Genomic DNA, 15944 nt, shown 5'->3' with positions numbered 1-15944 from the left:
GTTCTGAAAGGAGGCACACCATGAAGCGGGCGAGCAAGATATTGATGCTTGCGGCTGCGGTCTGGCTGCTCCAGGGGGCGATGCCGGGCGCGCCGGAAACGGCGGAGGCCCAGACCAAGCCGTACTATGAGGGCAAGACCATCCTCGTCATCGTGGGCTCCGGGCCCGGCGCGGGGAATGACATCAGGACGAGGCTGTGGGCGAGGCACGCGTCCCGGCACATACCGGGCAACCCGAAACTGATCGTACAGAACAGGAGCGGGGGCGGCGGTCTGCGCGCGCGCAACTACCTCTACAACATCGCCAAGCCGGATGGCCTCACCATCGCGGAGATCATCCGGGGCACCGGTCTCCAGCACGCCATCGGCGATCCGGCCGCGCGCTTCGAAGCCGACAAGTTCAACTGGATGGGAAACCTGACCACGGCCACCGCGATCTGCGTGGGCCGCATCGACCGCGTCGGAGCGAATCTGGAGGAGGCGGTCGCGCGTTCCAAGAAGACGCAGTTGCGCGACGCCGAGGCAGGCGCCACCAGCACGGGTGCGGCCATCGGCAAGATGGTGCGGAAGTTCACCGGTCTCAACACCCGGCAAGTGGTGGGCTACCAGGGGGGTGCGGCCATCGACCTCGCCATCGAGAAGGGCGAGGCGGACATGCGTTGCGGCTTCGTCTGGAGTTCGGCCAAGACGAGAAAGAGACAGTGGTTCGCGCGCTTGGGAAGCAAGACGCCGTTCGTCTCGGTGCTCGTTCAGGTGGCGACGAAGCGGCATCCCGAGCTTGCCGACATACCGACCCTGATCGAGCTCGCGCCGGATGCCGAATCGAAGGACATCGCGGAGATGCTGACGTTTACGTACCGCAACGCCTACCCGATGCTGGCTCCCCCGGGTACTCCCAAGCACGTGGTGAAGATCCTGCGGGATGCCTTTTGGGCCACCGTCCACGACCCGCAGTACCTCGCCGAGGCAAGGAAGATCGGCTACGTGGACGACGAGCCGCTGAAGGGGGAAGAAGTACAGGAGCTTATCAAGCAAATCGTGTCGGCGCCGGAGGAATCCCGAAAGGCGATGGCCAAGATCATCAAGGAGTGATCCGGCGCGAAAGGAGAGAACTCCGTGGACGAATGCTCAAGTACAAGGAAGGAGGGCCTGTCCCGTCAGATCGCCGAATTCACCATGTCCCTGAGCCTGGATAGGCTCCCCCCGAACGTGCTGTCCAACGCCAAGCTGGCCATGCTCGATTGCCTCGGGGTGTCGGTCCTGGCCGCGGGCGAGGAAATCGGGGACAGGTTGCTGCGCTACGCGCGCGGCAACCTCGGGCCGGGGACCTGTACGGTTTGGGGCTCCGATTTCACGTTGAACGCCAGAGACGCCGCGTTGGTGAACGGGACGCTGGCCCACGGGCTGGATTTCGACGACAGGGGCCATGCCTCGACCTACACGTTGGCGGCGGCCTTGGCGGCGAGCGAGGCCTGCCACGCGTCCGGCGGCCGGACGCTCGAGGGCTTCATCGCCGGTCGAGAGGCCATGATGACCCTGGAGCCCATCTTCGCCAGACGGAGCAGCGGCATCGGGCCCGGGGCGCGCGGGTGGCATAGCAACGGGATACTCGGTCCGACGGCGGCGGCCTGTGCCGCCGGCAAGGTTCTGGGCCTCGACCTGTCGCAAACCCTCGCCGCCATCGGACTCGCCACCGGTTCCTGCGGGGCGTTGACGCGCGACGGCGGAACCATGGCGAAGCCGTTTCGAGTCGGCCATGCTGCATCCGCCGGCGTCACGTGCGCTTATCTGGCCCGGGAGGGCTTCACGAGCGATGAGACCGCGGTCGAGGGCCCCTACGGTCTCCTGGATGCCGTCGGTCCGCTTCCGGATGACATCCTGGAGGTCTTGGGAAAGGGGCTGGGTGCGGACTATCGTCTCGGCAGGGAGGTACGGTTGAAGCGCTTCGGTTCCTGCACCGCCACGCATGACGGAGTCGAGGCGATCCTCAGGATGATTCAGGCAAAGGCGGTGCCCGCGCCTTCCGAGATCGACTTCATCGAATGCGACGTGCGCCCGTACCCGTTGGTGAGAATGCAGCCGGAACGGGGATTCGAAGGACGGTTCAGCATGGCCTACTGCCTCTCGCTGGCCCTCCTCTACGGAGGCCTGGAGCCCGAGAGCTTCACGGACGAACGCGCCCGCGCGCCGGAGTTGCGCGACCTGATCGGACGCGTGCGCCACGTTCCCGGATCGGACTCGCTGGTCGTGCACCTGAAGGACGGCACGACGGTCGCCGAGCCCATTCAGCCGCCGGCGGACCTGAAGGGGCGGAAGGCGGTGCTGACTAAATTCAACAACTGCGTGGACGGGATCCTGTCGGAGGAGCAAAGAGCGAGAATACCCGATCTCGTGGACCGTCTCGACCAGAGTCCGTCGATCGAGCCGTTGATGCGGGCGCTGCGCCTGGAAACGTCCGCGTGAGTCACGGCCGGGGGGCGGCCCGCGTCCTTCCGTAGGGCCGCCCCCCGGCAGCAGGTTCAGGCCAAGCCGTAGAACCGGGCGGCGTTGTCCCAGGTGAGCTGCCGCTCGACCGCGTCGGACATGCCGGCGAACTGCCGCTCCACCGCCTCCCTCGAATTCGGCCACGTCGCGCCGCCGTGAGGGTAGTCGCTCGCCCACATGACGTTGTCAAGGATGTCGAAGGCTTGCGCCCCGAGAACACCGGCACGATCTTCCTGGAAAGTCACATAAACCTGCCGTTTGATGATCTCACTGGGAAGCGCCGTGTTCCGGGCGCCCACCGTCGCTTCGGAACGCGCGCGGAGCAAGGCGGAATCCATGCAGTTCAGGTAGGGAACCAACCAGGAGAGGTCATACTCCGCGAAGACCATGCGCAGCCCGGGATGATTCTGTAGCGCCCCGCCAAAGGTCAGGTCCGTGAGCAGCCCGAGAGGTTCCAGGATGCCGCGCCGCAGCGAGTTCCGGCCCTGTTGTACCGGCGAAATGTTCTTGAGCCGCGCCCGCATCCTGTCCACGCCCTGGAGGATGTTGACGTGGATGTGGAGCGGAAAGTCCATGTCCTCGGCCTTGGTCCACAGCGGTTCGAAACCCGGATCGGCGTAGCTCATGCCTTCGGGCAGACCGGAAGGTATCATCGCGCCCTTGTGGCCGAGCTTGGCGCAGCGCTCCATCTCCTGCAGCGACCACTCGACGTCCAGCGCCGAGAGCAGGCAAACGGCGATCAAACGGTCCGGCGCGGTCTGGGCGTATTCGATGATCCAGTCGTTGTAGGCCTTGAGCCCCGCTTTCTGGAGCTCGGTCTCCTCTCCCTTGAGCGAGTAGAAATTGCGCGACAGGCTGGGGTAAAGGACCTCGGTCCTGACCCCGTCGAGGTCCATGTCACCGATACGCGCCGCGGGGTCCCAAGGGCCGGGCCAATCCTCCCACTTGAAATTCTCGATCACATCGATGATCTTCCCACCCTTGGCCTGTACCCCGGCGGTGAAGGTCATGCCTACCGGGTCCGGCTCGTGGCCGTCGAAGACCATGTAGAGCCCTTTTTTGCCGGGCGGGTCCTTGACGAAATGAGGTCCGTGCTCCCGTAGCCTCTTGGGTATCCGTTCCCAAGCCTCCGGCGGCTCGTTGACATGTGAGTCCGCGGAGAAGAACCTTACCTCTTCCTGTGCCATGGGGGTGCCTCCTCTGTTCTCGGAAGTTGTGCGACAGTATCGATAAGTGTATCCGACTGTCAATCATGCGCATGAAGCAACAAGTACGGTTCGTTTTGGTCAACCTGTTGGCGGCCGTGTTCTGTTTCGCGCCCGGCCCGCTGGCCGCCGCTTCCCTCGACGACCCGTTCGTCTCTTCGGAACGCCAGTGGGTCGTCACCGATGAGAAGTTCGAGTTGTCCCTCAAGCGGTTCCGGCTCTACAAGCGGGAGCCGCGCCCGCTGCCGGTGATCCTGATCCACGGGCTCCTGGTGAACAGCACTTTCCTCGACTTCGGGCGCGCCAGCCTTGCGGAGCATCTCGCGGAGGCGGGGTTCGACGTCTGGAACCTGTCGCTGCGCGGCACCGGCCGGAGCCTCAACCCCCTGGGCTGGGGCAAGAAGCCCTGGAACCTGGACGACATCTTGAAGACCGATCTTCCTGCGGTCATCGAGCACGTGCGCAAGCAGGCCGGCGGTGCGGAGGTCCTGGTGGTGGGTTACGAGCTTGGGGGAGCCCTTGCCCTGGCCCACGTCGGCCGCAGCCCCGGGCACGGCGTGGCCGGAGTCGTCAGCATCGCCGCGCCCATGTCTTTCGACAGTCCGGATCAGGACTGGCTCGATACCCTGCTCAAGCTCGATCGGGTGCCGCTGTTGCGCAGTTCGCTGCTGCACATGAACTCGTCCGGGCTGAACCGCTTGTTGTTCTTCATGCCCTGGTTCGAGGACGCGTTCTACAACCGCAAAAACATGGCGCAGTCGGTCCGGCAGGAGCTTCTGGACACGGCCCTCACCCCGGTCAACCCGGGTGTCCTGGATCAGATCGTCACCACCGTGGAGCGCGACGAGTTCGTCAGCGCCGACGGCAAGACGAGCTACCGGGACGCGTTGTCGGGCATAACCATACCCGTTCTCCTGGTGGGTGGAGGCGCCGACTCCATCGCACCGCCCGAGGCCCTCAGACAGGTCTACCGGGAGCTGGGCTCGGAGGACCGGGACCTCATGATCTTCTGGCCGGACCCGGGCGAGGACGTGAGCTACGGTCACTTCGACCTGATCCTGGGCCGGAAGGCGAGGGACGAGGTCTTTCCACTCATTCGCAAGTGGCTGGAGGCCAAGGCCGGGGGCCGGGATTTCCTGAGCCGTCCGCGCTAAAGGATGCTTGCCCGCTGCCGATGGTTCCCTTTGGGGAGGGATCAACGGCCATGGGCGTACCGGCACTACCGGAACCGTTTCGGGCGCTTCTGCTCTTCGCGTTCGGCTCCTGCATAGGGAGCTTCCTGAACGTCTGCATCACCCGTTTTCCGGCGGGCGAGTCCATTCTCTTCCCGGCGTCCCACTGCCGCTCCTGCAAGGAGCCGCTCCCATTCCGGGCAAACCTGCCGCTGATCAGCTACCTGCTGCTGCGCGCGCGTTGTGCTCTATGCGGTGCCCGCATCCCGGCGCGCTACTTCCTCGTGGAACTCGGCGCGGCGGTGGCGACCCTCGTGTGCCATCGCCGGGTCGGCGCCGGCCCCCGTCTGGGTGTCCACCTGTCCTTCGTCTGTGCGCTGGGGGTGGCGGCCGTGGCCGATCTCGAAACCGGCATCATACCCGACGCCATCAGCGTTTACGGCACGGCCGCCGGGTTCGCACTGTCGTGGTGCGCGCCGGCCCTCTCCATCGAGGACTTTCCGTCGCCCGGCGACTCGCTCCTGGGGGCGTTGTGCGGCGGCGGCGTGTTGTGGGCCACGGCTGCCGGCTACCGCGCGGTCACCGGCCGGGACGGCCTCGGCGGCGGCGACATCAAGCTGCTGGCGATGATCGGCTCGTTCGCGGGCTGGGAACGGGTCCCCGGCATTCTTGCCGTGAGCGCCCTGGCGGGTTCCGTGTGCGGCCTCGGCCTCGCGTGCGTCAGGAAGGACGTTTCGCTGAGGACTCCGTTGCCGTTCGCGCCTTTCCTGTGTCTGGGGGCATTGCTGTGCCTTTACTGAGCCGTCGAGGGACACCCGGTATGAGGGTCGCTTCCGGTCGAACCGCCGGATTTTCCTTGCTGGGTCAAATGATCACGCTGGCCCTCGCCGGCATCATGCTGGCCATCGCGGTGCCGGGTTACCTGAAGGTGATGCCCAGGCACCGCCTTCACGGCGCGGCGCGCCAGGTGACCGGGGACCTCATGTGGGCGCGCATGAAAGCGATCCAGCGCAACAACCGCTACCGGATCTTTTTTCTCAACGACCACGAGTACCGGATACTCGACGACGCGGACAACGACGGCGCCGTGGACCCCGGCGAGTGGACGTTCACGCGGGACCTGCAGGCGGACTACCGAGACGTGGTGGTCCGTTCCAACAACAACCCGGTGTTCAGCCCGCGCGGCACGGCCAGCCATCTGGCGACGATCACGCTCACCAACCCGGCGGGCACGAAGCGCGTGAGCATCAGCATCGCGGGCCGGGTGCGCATCCGGTGAAGGGAGAGGTCATGACACGGCTTGCTTCAAGACTTTCGCGGCAGCAAGGCTTTTCCATGATCGAGTTGCTGGTGGCGATGCTGATCCTGTCGACCGCGCTCCTGGGGCTCGGCCGGGTCGCCATCGGAGTGATCCAGGGAAATCTCCGGAGCCGCGACCACAGCGTCTCCACCTTCCTCGCCCAGGATCGCATCGAGAACTTCAGGGGGCTTGGAAGCGCCGCCGTCTCGACCACCGAGGACTACGGCACGCTGCCCGACTTCCCCGGTTTCAAGCGGGTCACCCAAGTCCTGCGCGACACCCCCGAAGCGGGCCTGAGCACCGTCACGGTGACCGTCTCGTGGGATCGGGACGGGCGGTCGGCGGTCCTGCGTACCCTTGTGAGCCAGTGATGCGTCTGTTTTTCGATTCAGGGCGGCGGCGGTGCCGCATCCGTTCCGGGAAGTTCGGCCGGACGCGCGGCCCTTGGGCCTCTGCGCGAGGATTCACACTCATCGAACTGCTGATGGTGCTGGCGATCCAGGGGATTCTGCTGGCCGCGGCGCTCACGAGCTTCACCGGCCAGCTCACCACCCACGACCTTCAGGAGCAGGTCAGCGCCATGCATCAGAACGCCCGCGCGGCCATGACCATGGTCGTCCGGGAGGCACGGAAGGCAGGCTACGACCCCTCCGGCCTGGACTTCGACGGTATATCCTACGATGCCGCGCGACTGCGCATCGCGGTCGACCACAACGGCGACGGCGACCTGTCGGATTCCAACGAACGCGTCGCGTACTACCACGACGCCGCGCAAATGCTCCTGCGCCGCAGCACGGGAGGCGGCGGGCAACCCGTGGTGGAGGACGTGCAAGGCTTCGCCGTGGAGTACCTGGACGCCGCCGGCAACCTCACCACCGTGAACTCGGACATACGGAGACTGAGGATCAGCATCACCACGCGGACCGCCAAGCGGGATCCACGCTATTCCGCCAACGGGGGCTACCGCACCCACACGCTCCGCTCCGTGGTGACACCCGTCAACCTGGGGTTGGCGCCGTGAGCGGATCCGACGGGTTCACGAGTCTTCGCGATTGTTCCGCGGCGGTTCAGGCTCGGCCTCGCCGGGCCGGGTCATGAGATACTCACAGTCCTGCTTCTCGGGCAACTCCCGAAGCAGGGCGATGACGCCCTCGGCTTCCTCCCGGGAGTAGTAGAGCCCCACCGTGCTGACCTCGCCGTCGGGCCGGCGCTCGTGAAGATAGTACTTGTCCAAGAAGTCCCCTCAGTACTTCGGGGTCTTGTAGCCGATGCGCTTGCGGTGCTTCATGAACGTCTTGAAGGTGGTGCGGTGGCTGCCGACGTTGAAGGGGCAGACGTCCACGCACAGGTGACAGTACTCGTCGCGCAGGCGCGAGTAGGGGTAGCACTTCTCCAGGTCGATGAGCCAGCGCTTGATGCCCTCGGTGACCACGTGCTCCTGCGGGATCGCGTCGCCCGGGCAGTTCAGCATGCACACGTTGCAGTTCATGCAGAAGTCCTGGACGCCGAACTCCCGCGGCTCATCCACGTCCAGGGGCAGGTCGGTGGTGACGAAGCCGGGGCGGAAGTCCGCGCCGTACTTCTCGTTGATGAGGCTGCCGTGCCGGCCCAGCTCGCCGAACCCCACCTGGTAGAACACCGGGATCGCCTGCACCTCGCGCGCCCCGTTGTGGTGCGCCCACGCGGGATACCCCAGGTCGCGAACGTAGGCGGCAAGCTCGGTGGCCAAGTCGGAGCACGCGGCGTAGACGCGCATGGCCTCTTCCTCCACCGCGTCCGCGCCCTCGAGCACCTTGTGGTAGTCTTCGACGATGCACGCCGCGATGACGAACTCGTGGGGAACCTCTTCGCCCAGGTCGATCATGGTCGGCGTGAGCCGGCAGATTCCCACCAAGTCCGCGCCCAGCTCGCGCGCCTTGGCCTTGACTTGCGCGGTCATGGCCGCGCGGTCCGTCACCTCTACCCGTTGCGGGTTCACCGGGCCGTCGCGGAACTTGGCGTTCTCCACCCAGCGATCGGTGTATCCGACCACCTTCCCCGATCGGCTGGCGTAATGGGGTACCTCTTCCAGACCGAGATCGTGCACCATGGTGGACAGCACGGGATCGGCCAGTCCCTGCATCCGTCTGGGTGTTGTTCCGCGCATGGAAAGCTCCTGTCTTCGCCGTAGCCAGGGTCCCAGGGGCTACGGTTTCCACATTCCCGTCCACCCGTAGCAGACCCGTTGTTCGCGTTGCAAGAAGATTCACGGTACGAACACCGCCGAGCCATGCCGCAACCCATCATCCAGATCGCCGGAATCCGGGACGAGGCCGAGGCGCGAATGCTCTTGGAGGGCGGCGTCTACCGGCTCGGCTTTCCCATTGGGCTGGATGTGCACGAGGAGGACCTGTCGGAAGACGAGGCGGCCGAGGTCATCGGCCACCTCGGCATCAGCCCCCGGGCGTGGCTCATCACCTACCGCCGCGACCCGCGCGCCGTGGCCGCCATGTGCCGCCGGCTCGGCTGCGCCGGCGTCCAACTGCACGGCGATGCCGGTCCGGACGCGGTGCGGCGGTTGAAGGCACTATGCCCGGGCCTCCAGGTGGTGAAGGGCCTGGTGGTCCGGGAGGGAAACCTGGCGGATTTGGAGGGGCGTATCCGGGCGTTGGCCGCGCACGTGGACGGTTTCATCACCGATACGTTCGATCCGAACAGTGGCGCGTCCGGGGCCACCGGCCAGACCCATGATTGGGGCGTGAGCCGCCGGCTGGTGGAACTGAGCCCCCGACCTGTCATACTGGCCGGAGGATTGACGGCCGAGAACGTAGCCCGGGCCATCGAAACCGTCAGGCCGGCGGGCGTCGACGTCCACACCGGTGTCGAGGACGGCACCGGCCGCAAGGATTCCGCGCGGGTGCGGGCCTTCGTGTCCAACGCGTCGGCGGCGTTCGCCGCGCTCACGGCGGTCTGACCAAGAGCGGGCGTGTTCTCTTGACGCAGGACGCAGGGACCGGGTCACAAATCATGGAACGGGAGTCACGATGAAACTGGGACTGAGCCCGTTGCAGGGCACCGACAGCTTCGAGGAAACCATCCGGGAATGCGAACGCGCGGAGGAGGCCGGGTTCGATTCGGTCTGGCTCGGCGAGCACCACAACAACCCCGTGCTCTATCCGGCGCCACTCCTGGGCCTGGCGGCCATCGCCGCGCGCACGCGGCGGGTGGCTCTGGGCACCGGCGTGCTGCTGCTGCCGCTCTATCACCCCATGTGCGTGGCCGAGGAGGGCGCCATGGTGGACATGATCTCCGGCGGCCGCCTCATCCTCGGTGTTGGGGCCGGGTATGCGCCCGAGGAGTTCGCCGCCTTCGGCCTGTCCGTGAAGCAGCGCGGCAGCCGCCTCGACGAGGGCGCCGCGCTGCTGCGGCGGCTCTGGACCGAGACCCACGTCACTCACGACGGACGCTACTTCCACGTCAAGGACGCCACGATAGGGCCGCGGCCGGTGCAGCGGCCGGCGCCGCCCATCTGGTTCGGCGCCTGGACCGCCCCGGCCATCGAGCGCGCCGCCCGTCTCGGCGACGCCTGGCTCGCTGGTCCCTCCGCCGCGCTGTCGGAGCTGTCGTCGTGCGCCGAGGCCTACCGCCAAGCGTGCGCCGACCTGGGCAAGACGCCGGGGGAGATTGCCGCCTTCCGCTACATCTTCGTCGCCGACACCACCGAGCAGGCGCTGGCGTCCGCCGGCGATTCCTTCATCCAGGCCTACGAGAACATGTATTTCCGCTGGCCCCACCCGGTGATCAAACGGCCCGCCGGGGACCTCACCATCGAGCGCCTCGCCGAGAACCGCATCATCCTGGGCGATCCGGAAACCTGCGCGCGAGAGATCACGCGCTTTCGGCGGGAGCTGGGGCTCACCCACCTCATCTGCCGCTTCTCCGTCCCCGGCATCTCCCGCGAGGCCTCCATGTCATCCCTCGACCTGTTCGCCCGGAAGGTCATGCCGGCGCTGCGGTGAGAACCACGGGGTCGCCCTGTCAGCTTGGTTTCTCCGCCTTGCCCCTCCTGGATTCCCGCTTCCGCGGGAATGACGTTAAAGGGCGTCGGTGTCATCTCGTCTCCCAACGGAGTCCTCCAGGCGTGACTCGATGTCGCGCCAGTCCTTGGCCAACGTGGGGTCCTCCGCCATGCGTTCACGGACGCGCCTCCGTTCGTGGCTCACGGCGGTGTAGTCGAGCCCGCCCAAGTACGCGCCGATGGTCTGCTGCGTCATTCCGGCATGGCGGTACATGAGTTCCATCAACAGGCCGCGCTGGTCGCGGCACCGGCCGCGCTTTCGCCGCAGCCGCGCCGGCGGCAGTTGGAAGTGGTCCGCCACCTCGGCCGTGATCCGCGCGGGCGCCAGGCGCGAAGCGCGTCGCGGCTGCGTGTCTCCTGGAGCCGCCCCGGCGGCCTCCGGCCGGTGTTCCGTGGCGGCGGCCCAGAAGCGGTGGTCACCCAGGACCACCTGGCCGCGTACGGCTTTCCACGGAGCCGGCACGCCCTGCTCCAGGCCGTCCTGTACGAACCGGCCGTAGCGCTGCCGCGAGTCCCGTACGTGCGCGAGCACCGCGTCGTAGTGAATCCACGACTCGCGGCGCCGAGCGGAGACGTACCCTCCCAGGCTGCTCCAGGGGTACAGCCACAGTTGCCGGACCTGTTCGGGAACCGAAGGCCGCCGGCGGAGGACGCGCACCGGATTCATGTGCACGTACCGGCTCAACGTCAGCAGGTGCCTGTCGGGCTGGAACAGGATCGCCTTGAACCGGCCTTGGTAAAGGTGACCCGTGCGCCGGTGGCGCCGGTTGAAGAAGGATGTGTACGCAACGTTGAAGTGCCGCATGAACTCGGAGAGGTTGGCTCCGGGGGTTTCCACCATCAGGTGGAAGTGGTTGTGCATCAGCACGTAGGCATGCAGCCGGACATCATAGATCTCCAGCGATTTCCGCAACCGTTCGAGAAAGGCCCGACGGTCGTCGTCGTCACTGAAGATCTTGCGGCGGTCGTTGCCCCGGCAGGTGACGTGGTAGTGCGCGTGCGCGTACTCGATCCGTAAAGGCCGTGCCATGACGCCCTCTGGAGTTCAAGGTTTGACCCCGAGACCGCATTATGGCCAGAAGATGCTGAATGTCAAACGGTTTTCGTGCTCGGCTTCAGTCCGCCAGCCGCTCGATCACCGCATTCGCAAAGGCTTCGGTGCCGAGGTCTCCGCCCAGGTCACGGGTCTTGCAATCCTCGTCGAGGGCCAGGTCGTAGGCCGCCTTGATGCGCTCGGCTGCCCGGCGGCAGCCTTTGTCCTCGCGCGTGTCCGCCAGGTGGTTGAGCATCATCACCGCGGACATCAGCATCGCCAGCGGGTTGGCCACGCCGGTCCCCGCGATGTCCGGCGCCGAGCCGTGCACCGCCTCGAACACCGCCCGGTCGTCGCCGAAGTTGGCCCCGGGCACCACTCCGAGTCCGCCCACGAGCCCGGCGCACAGGTCGCTGATGACGTCGCCGTAGAGGTTCTCCAGCAACAGCACGTCGAAGCGGCCGGGGTCCTGCACCAGCTTCATGCAGCCCGCGTCGATGATGTTCTCCTCGTACTCGATGTTCGGGTACTCGTGCTGGTGGATGCGGCGGGCGCACTGCAGGAACAAGCCGTCCGTGACCTTCATGATGTTGGCCTTGTGGAAGACGGTGATCTTGCGGCGCTGGCGCCGGGTGGCGAAGCGGAACGCCCAGTGGGCGATGCGCAGGCTGGCGCTCTTGGTCGCCACCTTCATGCTCATCACCACGTCGTCGGTGACCTGGTTCTCGACGCCGCTGTAGAGTCCCTCGGTGTTCTCGCGCACGATGATGAGGTCCACGTCGTCGAACCGGGTCTTGGCGCCCGCCAGCGAGCGCACCGGGCGCACGGCGGCGTAGAGGTTGAGGCGTTGCCGCAGTTGCACGTTGACCGAGGTGAAACCCTCGCCCACAGGCGTGGTGCACGGTCCCTTGAGCGCGACCCCATGATGCTCGATGGCTTCTGTGGTCGACTCGGGCAGCACGTCCGGCCCGTCTTCCAGCGCGGCGACGCCGGCCTTGCGCTCGACCCATTCGATGGGCGCGCCGGCCGCATCCATGATGCGGCGGACGGCGGCCGTGATTTCGGGACCGATGCCATCCCCGGGGATGAGTACAGCGGAATGTTTGTTCATGGGAGCTGATCTGCCTTTTGTGGTTGTCGCTTGTCGGGCGTGGTGCCCGGACGGAGAGCCTTCTATATAGCGGAAAAGAAACGGTTCGGGGACCCTTCCCGCTGAGTTCGCCGGCGGAGGGCCCCGCGTACCCGCGGACGGCGTTCAGCATGGAGGGTTTTGCATTCTCAGTCCCTTTCTGGCAACGGACAGTTGCGAGGACGACGATGTTCGAGGGATTCGCGACACACGATATCGGCTGCGAGAATGCCACGATCCATTGCCGCGCCGGCGGTCGGGGCCATCCCCTCCTGCTGTTGCATGGATTCCCCCAAAGTCACGTTCAATGGCACCGGCTGGCGCCGCTGCTGATGGATGAGTTCACGTTGGTTGTCCCCGATCTCCGCGGTTACGGAGCGAGCCGAGGACCCGGGCCCGATCCTGACCACGTCAACTACTCAAAACGCGAGATGGCCAAGGACATGGTTCACGTCATGTCGGAGCTTGGGCATGGCAGGTTCGGCGTCGTCTCGCATGACCGCGGTGCCAGGGTCGGTTACCGGCTTGCGCTCGATTCTCCGGAGCGGGTCAGCCATTTCGTGAGCCTGGACACCGTCCCGACGCTGGACTCCTGGGAGGCCACGGACATGGACGTCTCCATTCGGAGATACCATTGGTCCTTTCTGGCGCAACCGGCGCCCTTGCCGGAACGAATGATCGGCGCGGATCCGGACTTCTTCATCATGCACCTGCTGGATCGGTGGGCCGGGCGGCCGGGCGTGTTGGACCCGGCGGCGGTCGAAGCGTACAAGGCGGCGTTCCGGAAACCCAGCGTGCGGCAGGCCATGGTGGAGGACTACCGGGCGGGCGCGACGATCGACTTCGAGCACGACCGGCACGACCGGCAGGTGGGAAAAAAGCTCGGATGCCCGGTCCTGGTGGTGCGCGGCTCGCCCCGCCGGCCGAAACCGCTTCGCCCGGTTTGGAACGATGGGCCGATGATGTGTCCGAGGCTGCGTTGGACTGCGGCCACTTCATAGCCGAGGAAGCGCCGGAGGCTTGTGCGCAAGCCGTTCGCCGTTTTCTGGTGGCCGGATAGGCCGGTCTTTCCCGCCGGCTTCGAGGGTACGAGCGATGAGCACACAGGTGGAGATACGGCTCGACGTTCCGTACGGGGGCGGCCCGGACGGCGCGCTTTGCAACGACGTGTACCTGCCCGCCGGTCCGGGCCCGCATCCGGCGCTCTTGTGCTTTCACGGCGGCGCTTGGGCCCACGGCAGCCACCGTCAGTACCAGGACTGGGGGCCGTGGCTGGCGGCCCGCGGCTATGCCCTGGTAGCGGTGGACTACCGGCTGTCGAAGAACGTCTCGCCGTCGTGGCCGGGCGTCCATGAGGACATCCGGCTGGCGCTGCGGTGGCTCCTGGAAGAGGCGCCCGGGCTGCGCGTGGACCCCACGCGGCTGGGGTTCGTGGGCGACTCCGCGGGCGGACACATGGCGGCGCTGCTGGCCCTGGAGGATTGGGTCAGACCGCACCTGCGCGCCGTGGTGGGAGTCTACGGCATCTACGACCTCCTCGACTGGTGGGAGGTGACCCAGAAGCGCAAGGACGACCCGGTGGGCAAGCTCATGGGCCGCACGCCCGCCGAGGCTCCGGCAGACTACCGCCGGTTCTCGCCCCTTCAGGGAGTCGAGGCACAGGGAGTGCCGCCCGGCGTCCCCTACCTCATCATCCACGGCGAGCAGGACCCGATCGTCCACCACAACCAGTCCGACCGCTTCATCGCAGTGTTACGCGCCGCAGGGGCTGAGGTCGAGACCCTGTTCGTTCCGGGCGCCGGCCACTCATGGTTCACCTACCTGCCGGACGAGCCCGACCGCCGTCGCGTCGATCAGGAGCCCAACGTCACGGTGGCACCGGTGCTGCTCGGGTTTCTGGAGCGCAACCTGGCACCTTACTGATACTGCGCGGCGCGCCGCTGCCTGAGAAACTCCCCGGCCGCGATGGGCGGATACCGCGGGGGCCGGTCGGCGTCGCAGCAGGAGTCGAGGCACCGGACGGTCGCCGCGCTGTTGGGGTTGTAGAAGAAGACGTTGGAGTACCGGGAGCGTTCCGCGTTGGCGCTCGGCAAGGCCACCCGATGCTTCACCGAACGGTAGATGCCGTTGCTCCAGCGCGACAGCAGGTCCGCCACGTTGACCGTGACGGTGTCGGGCACCACCGGGACGGTCACCCACCGGCCGTCCACCAGCGCCTCCAGGCCTTCCACTTCGTCCTGGAAGACCAGCGTGACGGTGCCGTAGTCCGTGTGGCTCCCCGCGCGCAGTTGCCCGTCTCCAGGCGGGTGCGTCAGCGGCGGGTAGTGGAAGAAACGCGCGGTGCTGGCATGGGGCGCGTGCTTGTCCTCGAAGAAGTCCTCGGGTGCGCCCAGGGAGAGCGCCATGGCGCGAACCAGTGTCGCGCACGCGCGGGCGGCGGCCTCGTGGAGCTCCAGCACCGTCTCGCGGAAACCGGCCACCGGAATGTGCCAGCGGTCCAGGAGCGCCAGGCTGGCCTGGTTCAGGCTGAAGGATTCCTTGAGGTCCCCCGGTTGTTGCGTATCGAGGTGTTCCACCGCGACGCCGACGTAGCCCGAGATGACGTCCAGGTCGGACCGGCCGATGGCTTCCTTGATCTCTGCGGGCAAGGCGAAGAACTCCTTGGCCTTGGCGGAGACGCGCTGGATCAGCCCGGCGGGCAGCGGCAGGTTGGCGACGTTGAGAAAGCCGTACTCGCCGCAGGCCGCGCGGATCTCTTCCGCGACTTGGCGACGCGTTGCCGCGTCACCGCCGAGGAACGGTCCGAAATCGACTGCTGGAATGCCGGATGACATGGGTCGTCCGAGAAGGAGACTTATTTAACAAAACCATTGAGTTGCGGCCGTCTTTCCAAGGTCCGACCCCGATGTGCACATTGCCGGAGCGCCCGGTGATCAGTCGTTCACGGGCTCCGCCAAGCGGTTGGCGCCCGCTTCGGTGACCAGTTGCTCCAGCCTGTCGTACGGCTCCGCGCCGACGATGGCCAGGCCCTCCGCGAGGTAGGTGGGTACCGCGCGTACGCCCAGGGAATAACAGCGCTGCCAGTCGTCGTTGACTTCCTGCTCGAAGGGACGGCCGGACAAGATCCGGCGCGCTTCTTCCGCCGGCAGTCCCGCCTCTTCCGCCAGTCCGAGCAGGACATCCGGTTCCCCGATGTTCACCGCGTCGACGAAGTAGGCGCGGAACACCGCATCGTTGAAGGCGTCTTCCCGACCCTCGCGCTTGGCCCATTTCGCCATTTCCTGCGCCAGCCGGCTGTTGTAGCTGAACTTCCGTTCCGTGAACGGCAGGCCCTCGCGCGCGAGCATGGCATCCACCCGGCTGGGTCCGCTCATGTTGCGCGGCTTGCCCTCGGCTGGGGTTTCGGGATGCAACGGAAACTGGGTGTAGACGACGTCGAGATCGTAGTTGTTTCTGAGTTTCTCAATACGCCCGGTACTGAGATAGCACCACGGTCAGACGAAGTCCGAGAAGACCTCCAGGGTCACCTTGTCCGCCATCGGGATCTCCTTTCCCGCGCTCCGCG

At 66.5% G+C, this 15944-nt stretch carries 18 protein-coding genes; 11 read left to right on the top strand and 7 right to left on the bottom strand.

Features of this window, described 5'->3' with window-relative positions; translation table 11 throughout:
• The first annotated feature begins 20 nt into the window (after positions 1-20).
• Both OXU42_09060 and OXU42_09055 read left to right on the top strand, forming a co-directional pair.
• Positions 21-1091 (top strand): tripartite tricarboxylate transporter substrate-binding protein, encoded by a 1071-nt coding sequence (locus OXU42_09060; GenBank protein MDE0029531.1) that lies wholly within the window; start codon positions 21-23, stop codon positions 1089-1091.
• Between the two features lie 24 nt (positions 1092-1115).
• Complete coding sequence (locus OXU42_09055) at positions 1116-2462, top strand: MmgE/PrpD family protein (GenBank protein MDE0029530.1); 1347 nt, start codon at positions 1116-1118, stop codon at positions 2460-2462.
• A 56-nt stretch (positions 2463-2518) separates the two neighbouring features.
• Here OXU42_09055 and OXU42_09050 read toward each other — a convergent pair whose 3' ends face one another.
• A complete protein-coding gene (locus tag OXU42_09050; GenBank protein ID MDE0029529.1) occupies positions 2519-3670 on the bottom strand; it encodes an amidohydrolase family protein in 1152 nt (383 codons plus the stop codon).
• Between the two features lie 71 nt (positions 3671-3741).
• On the opposite strand from OXU42_09050, the gene OXU42_09045 reads away from it, so the two are divergent.
• From OXU42_09045 to OXU42_09025, 5 genes are all read left to right on the top strand, one after another.
• Positions 3742-4842: an alpha/beta fold hydrolase gene (locus OXU42_09045; GenBank protein ID MDE0029528.1), complete on the top strand. Its 1101-nt coding sequence runs from the start codon at positions 3742-3744 to the stop codon at positions 4840-4842.
• 50 nt (positions 4843-4892) lie between these two features.
• Complete coding sequence (locus OXU42_09040; GenBank protein MDE0029527.1) at positions 4893-5660, top strand: A24 family peptidase; 768 nt, start codon at positions 4893-4895, stop codon at positions 5658-5660.
• A gap of 56 nt (positions 5661-5716) precedes the next feature.
• Positions 5717-6139, top strand: coding sequence for a GspH/FimT family protein (locus OXU42_09035; protein ID MDE0029526.1), 423 nt, complete (start codon positions 5717-5719; stop codon positions 6137-6139).
• 11 nt (positions 6140-6150) lie between these two features.
• Complete coding sequence (locus OXU42_09030; GenBank protein MDE0029525.1) at positions 6151-6531, top strand: prepilin-type N-terminal cleavage/methylation domain-containing protein; 381 nt, start codon at positions 6151-6153, stop codon at positions 6529-6531.
• Between the two features lie 113 nt (positions 6532-6644).
• Positions 6645-7181 (top strand): hypothetical protein, encoded by a 537-nt coding sequence (locus OXU42_09025; GenBank protein ID MDE0029524.1) that lies wholly within the window; start codon positions 6645-6647, stop codon positions 7179-7181.
• A gap of 15 nt (positions 7182-7196) precedes the next feature.
• Here OXU42_09025 and OXU42_09020 read toward each other — a convergent pair whose 3' ends face one another.
• Both OXU42_09020 and OXU42_09015 read right to left on the bottom strand, forming a co-directional pair.
• Positions 7197-7394 carry a hypothetical protein gene (locus OXU42_09020; GenBank protein ID MDE0029523.1) on the bottom strand — a complete coding sequence of 66 codons (198 nt, stop codon included), beginning with the start codon at positions 7392-7394 and terminating at the stop codon, positions 7197-7199.
• A 9-nt stretch (positions 7395-7403) separates the two neighbouring features.
• Complete coding sequence (locus OXU42_09015) at positions 7404-8306, bottom strand: 4Fe-4S dicluster domain-containing protein (protein ID MDE0029522.1); 903 nt, start codon at positions 8304-8306, stop codon at positions 7404-7406.
• 123 nt (positions 8307-8429) lie between these two features.
• Between OXU42_09015 and OXU42_09010 the strand changes: the two genes are divergently transcribed.
• The gene (locus OXU42_09010) at positions 8430-9113 is read left to right on the top strand and encodes a phosphoribosylanthranilate isomerase (GenBank protein ID MDE0029521.1); all 684 of its coding nucleotides are present in this window, start codon (positions 8430-8432) and stop codon (positions 9111-9113) included.
• 70 nt (positions 9114-9183) lie between these two features.
• Entirely contained in the window at positions 9184-10158 is a 975-nt protein-coding gene (locus OXU42_09005) for an LLM class flavin-dependent oxidoreductase (protein ID MDE0029520.1), read from the top strand.
• A 75-nt stretch (positions 10159-10233) separates the two neighbouring features.
• Here the strand turns inward: OXU42_09005 and OXU42_09000 are convergent, their stop codons facing one another.
• Positions 10234-11247, bottom strand: coding sequence for a transposase (locus OXU42_09000; protein MDE0029519.1), 1014 nt, complete (start codon positions 11245-11247; stop codon positions 10234-10236).
• Positions 11248-11332: 85 nt separating this feature from the next.
• Positions 11333-12361 (bottom strand): isocitrate/isopropylmalate family dehydrogenase, encoded by a 1029-nt coding sequence (locus OXU42_08995; protein ID MDE0029518.1) that lies wholly within the window; start codon positions 12359-12361, stop codon positions 11333-11335.
• Between the two features lie 206 nt (positions 12362-12567).
• On the opposite strand from OXU42_08995, the gene OXU42_08990 reads away from it, so the two are divergent.
• A complete protein-coding gene (locus OXU42_08990; GenBank protein ID MDE0029517.1) occupies positions 12568-13380 on the top strand; it encodes an alpha/beta hydrolase in 813 nt (270 codons plus the stop codon).
• A gap of 94 nt (positions 13381-13474) precedes the next feature.
• On the top strand, positions 13475-14302 hold the full coding sequence (locus OXU42_08985) for an alpha/beta hydrolase (protein MDE0029516.1): 828 nt from the start codon (positions 13475-13477) through the stop codon (positions 14300-14302).
• Here the strand turns inward: OXU42_08985 and OXU42_08980 are convergent.
• Together OXU42_08980 and OXU42_08975 are read right to left on the bottom strand one after the other, a co-directional pair.
• Complete coding sequence (locus tag OXU42_08980; protein MDE0029515.1) at positions 14296-15213, bottom strand: isopenicillin N synthase family oxygenase; 918 nt, start codon at positions 15211-15213, stop codon at positions 14296-14298. The two genes, OXU42_08985 and OXU42_08980, sit on opposite strands and share 7 nt — an antisense overlap.
• 99 nt (positions 15214-15312) lie before the next feature.
• A complete protein-coding gene (locus tag OXU42_08975; GenBank protein ID MDE0029514.1) occupies positions 15313-15918 on the bottom strand; it encodes a DsbA family oxidoreductase in 606 nt (201 codons plus the stop codon).
• Positions 15919-15944 lie beyond the last annotated feature (26 nt).

Source organism: Deltaproteobacteria bacterium (assembly GCA_028818775.1).
In the GTDB taxonomy this organism is placed as follows: domain Bacteria; phylum Desulfobacterota; class Binatia; order UBA9968; family JAJDTQ01; genus JAJDTQ01.
Note: the sequence above shows the minus strand (reverse complement) of the source record. Positions and strands in the feature narration are given on the sequence as shown.

Excerpts from the sequence above, each read along its gene's own strand:
- OXU42_09060 (MDE0029531.1), top strand. The coding sequence starts at position 21 with ATGAAGCGGGCGAGCAAGATATTGATGCTTGCGGCTGCGGTCTGGCTG.
- OXU42_09050 (MDE0029529.1), bottom strand. The coding sequence starts at position 3,670 with ATGGCACAGGAAGAGGTAAGGTTCTTCTCCGCGGACTCACATGTCAAC.
- OXU42_09045 (MDE0029528.1), top strand. The coding sequence starts at position 3,742 with ATGAAGCAACAAGTACGGTTCGTTTTGGTCAACCTGTTGGCGGCCGTG.
- OXU42_09040 (MDE0029527.1), top strand. The coding sequence starts at position 4,893 with ATGGGCGTACCGGCACTACCGGAACCGTTTCGGGCGCTTCTGCTCTTC.
- OXU42_09030 (MDE0029525.1), top strand. The coding sequence starts at position 6,151 with ATGACACGGCTTGCTTCAAGACTTTCGCGGCAGCAAGGCTTTTCCATG.
- OXU42_09025 (MDE0029524.1), top strand. The coding sequence starts at position 6,645 with ATGGTGCTGGCGATCCAGGGGATTCTGCTGGCCGCGGCGCTCACGAGC.
- OXU42_09015 (MDE0029522.1), bottom strand. The coding sequence starts at position 8,306 with ATGCGCGGAACAACACCCAGACGGATGCAGGGACTGGCCGATCCCGTG.
- OXU42_09010 (MDE0029521.1), top strand. The coding sequence starts at position 8,430 with ATGCCGCAACCCATCATCCAGATCGCCGGAATCCGGGACGAGGCCGAG.
- OXU42_09005 (MDE0029520.1), top strand. The coding sequence starts at position 9,184 with ATGAAACTGGGACTGAGCCCGTTGCAGGGCACCGACAGCTTCGAGGAA.
- OXU42_09000 (MDE0029519.1), bottom strand. The coding sequence starts at position 11,247 with ATGGCACGGCCTTTACGGATCGAGTACGCGCACGCGCACTACCACGTC.
- OXU42_08995 (MDE0029518.1), bottom strand. The coding sequence starts at position 12,361 with ATGAACAAACATTCCGCTGTACTCATCCCCGGGGATGGCATCGGTCCC.
- OXU42_08990 (MDE0029517.1), top strand. The coding sequence starts at position 12,568 with ATGTTCGAGGGATTCGCGACACACGATATCGGCTGCGAGAATGCCACG.
- OXU42_08985 (MDE0029516.1), top strand. The coding sequence starts at position 13,475 with ATGAGCACACAGGTGGAGATACGGCTCGACGTTCCGTACGGGGGCGGC.
- OXU42_08980 (MDE0029515.1), bottom strand. The coding sequence starts at position 15,213 with ATGTCATCCGGCATTCCAGCAGTCGATTTCGGACCGTTCCTCGGCGGT.